The organism is Chelativorans sp. ZYF759 (assembly GCF_012911015.1).
Lineage (GTDB): Bacteria > Pseudomonadota > Alphaproteobacteria > Rhizobiales > Rhizobiaceae > ZYF759.
Genome location: NZ_WVVV01000035.1, coordinates 1 through 2,536 on the forward strand (window position 1 = coordinate 1; position 2,536 = coordinate 2,536).

At 66.9% G+C, this 2,536-nt stretch carries 3 protein-coding genes; all 3 read left to right on the top strand.

Annotated features, from left to right (window positions below):
- The first annotated feature begins 132 nt into the window (after positions 1–132).
- Genes GRZ55_RS22855 through GRZ55_RS22865 form a run of 3 tightly spaced genes read left to right on the top strand, consistent with a single transcriptional unit; the run spans position 133 to position 2,462 of the window.
- Complete coding sequence (locus tag GRZ55_RS22855) at positions 133–1,038, top strand: site-specific integrase (RefSeq protein ID WP_169289245.1); 906 nt, start codon at positions 133–135, stop codon at positions 1,036–1,038.
- A 3-nt stretch (positions 1,039–1,041) separates the two neighbouring features.
- Positions 1,042–2,235, top strand: coding sequence for an IS91 family transposase (locus tag GRZ55_RS22860; RefSeq protein ID WP_169289246.1), 1,194 nt, complete (start codon positions 1,042–1,044; stop codon positions 2,233–2,235).
- Positions 2,232–2,462, top strand: coding sequence for a hypothetical protein (locus GRZ55_RS22865; protein ID WP_169289247.1), 231 nt, complete (start codon positions 2,232–2,234; stop codon positions 2,460–2,462). The genes GRZ55_RS22860 and GRZ55_RS22865 overlap by 4 nt, the downstream gene beginning before the upstream one ends.
- Positions 2,463–2,536 lie beyond the last annotated feature (74 nt).

Consider the following 2,536-nt stretch of genomic DNA (forward strand, 5'->3'; position numbering starts at 1 on the left):
TTTCGACCTCATGCACGAACCCGCTTCGCGGGAGGGGCGCCTTGGCCTGAGATGGCGTAGTATTCGTAGTCTTTGAGCAGGTGGCGGCGGGCGACCCGACCATGGAGTTCCCTTCAACGAGAGGAACTCGCCATGGCTACCCCATCGACCGATGCACCTATCAGCCCGCTACGCCAGCGCATGCAGCACGACATGCTCATGCGGGGCCTGGGCTCCCATACGCAGCAGGACTATGTTCGCCACGTCCGGCGTTTCGCCGCGTTCCTCGGGCGCTCGCCCGACACCGCAACGCCTGAGGACATCCGTCGCTTCCAGCTTGATCAGCATGAGAACGGCGTCGGACCCGCGACGATCAACGGCACGGTCTCGGCGCTGCGGTTCCTGTTCCTGGTGACGCTGAAGCGTCGGGATCTGGCGCGTGCGCTGGTGGTCATGCGGTATCAGCGCAAGTTGCCCGACGTGCTGAGCGTGGAGGAAGCGGCGCGTCTGCTCGAAGCCGCGCCAGGGATCAAGTACAAGGCCGCGCTTGGCGTCGCCTATGGCGCGGGCCTGCGGGTATCCGAGGTTGCGCATCTCAAGGTCGACGACGTCGATAGCACACGCATGCTGCTCCGCGTCGAACAGGGCAAGGGACGCCGGGACCGCAACGCGATGCTCTCGCCGCAGCTTCTGGAACTCCTGCGGTTGTGGTGGCGCGAAGGCAGGCGGCGCGGGGTCATGCTTCCGCATGGCTGGCTATTCCCGGGACGCAGCCGCACCGACCCGGTCTCGTCGCGGCAACTGCACCGCGCGGTCCAGGAAGCCGCCGAAGCTGCTGGCATCCGCAAGCGCGTAAGCCCACACACGCTGCGTCACAGCTTCGCCACCCACCTTCTCGAACAGGATGTCGACATCCGCGTAATCCAGGTCCTGCTTGGGCACAGCAAGCTCGAGACCACCGCGCTCTACACCAAGGTCTCCACCCGGACGATCCATGCGGTCGCCGGGCCACTCGATCGGCTGATGGCGCTGATGGAGGGCAAGACGCCGACCGGCTGAGCCGTGCGTGCCTCGATAGAGGTCGCCGACATCTTCCGTGCTGCCGGGTCGGCCTACCGGGCCGCTCATGCCGGTCACCTGAGCCTGCAGCAACTGAAGGTCATGTCGGCGATCGAGCATTGCCGCACCGCTGCCCTCGGCGGCCACGTCGAGGCCTGCGAGGACTGCGGCCAGTGGCGCATCGCCTACAACTCCTGCCGCAACCGGCACTGCCCCAAATGCCAGGGCGCGGCGGCGCGGACATGGCTGGCCGAGCGCGAGGCCGACCTCTTGCCGGTCGGCTACTTCCACGTCGTGTTCACGCTGCCTGCCGAGATCGGCGACATCGCCTTCCACAACAAGGCGCTCGTCTACGACCTGCTGTTCAAGGCGGCATCGGAGACGATGCTGACCATCGCCGCCGATCCCAGGCACCTCGGTGCGCGCATCGGCATCACCGCCGTGCTCCACACATGGGGCTCGGCGATGACGCACCATCCGCATGTCCACATGATCGTGCCGGGCGGTGGCGTCTCGCTCGACGGGTCACGCTGGATACCGTCGCGGCCGGCCTTCCTGCTCCCGGTGCGCGTACTCGGCAAGCTGTTCCGCCGACTGTTCCTGACCCGTCTGGTCGCTCTGCATGAGGCGGGCCGGCTCGGCTTCTTCGGATCGATGGCGCACCTCACCGACCGCCGGGCATTCCTGCAGCACCTGGTTGCCGTCCGGAAGAAGCGCTGGGTGGTCTACGCCAAGGCACCGTTCGCCGGGCCGGAGGCGGTGCTCGCCTACCTGTCGCGCTACACGCACCGGGTCGCGATCTCGAACCGCCGCCTGATCGCCTTCGACGAGGGCGGCGTCACCTTCCGCTACAAAGACTACCGTCGCCACGGCACGGACCGCCAGCAGGTCATGAAGCTCGCGATCGACGAGTTCATCCGACGCTTCCTGCTCCATGTCCTGCCGCGCGGCTTCCATCGCATCCGGCATTACGGCCTGCTCGCCAGTTCCGCCCGCAAGGTCAGCCTTGCGCGCGCTCGCGAATTGCTGAACGTCGCCGCGCCGCCCGATGACGACACACCAGGCGAACCGAACGACTACCGCCCGCCATGCCCCTGCTGCGGCGGACGAATGATCGTCATCGAGACCTTCGAACGCTGGAGGCAGCCGCGCGGGCCGCCTCACGCAACGGCGGCGAACCGGGAGAACGCCCCATGACCCGGCATGGCATCATCCAACGTTCAACTGCAGGCCATCGGCCTCCGGCAACGGATCCGCGCGCGCCCATGGTGACCGCCGACGCCGAGGGGGCCGCCTTCAGCCACTTACCGTGCCGACAACAGCGTGCGGAGGAGCAACGAAGCCGCCTGTCCGCATCCATCCTGCCGCTTCCCCATGACGGTCGCGCCATCGCCGACATCAGCCGCAAATCGAAATCCCCATAGATATCGACTGTCGCCCGCGGGTTCCTGCATGAGAGGCTTTCGTACGCCTGACGGCACCCGAAACCCTTCGCCAT

What these genes read in the sequence shown, in the direction of transcription:
- GRZ55_RS22855 (WP_169289245.1), top strand. Translation starts at nt 133, where the DNA reads ATGGCTACCCCATCGACCGATGCACCTATCAGCCCGCTACGCCAGCGC.
- GRZ55_RS22865 (WP_169289247.1), top strand. Translation starts at nt 2,232, where the DNA reads ATGACCCGGCATGGCATCATCCAACGTTCAACTGCAGGCCATCGGCCT.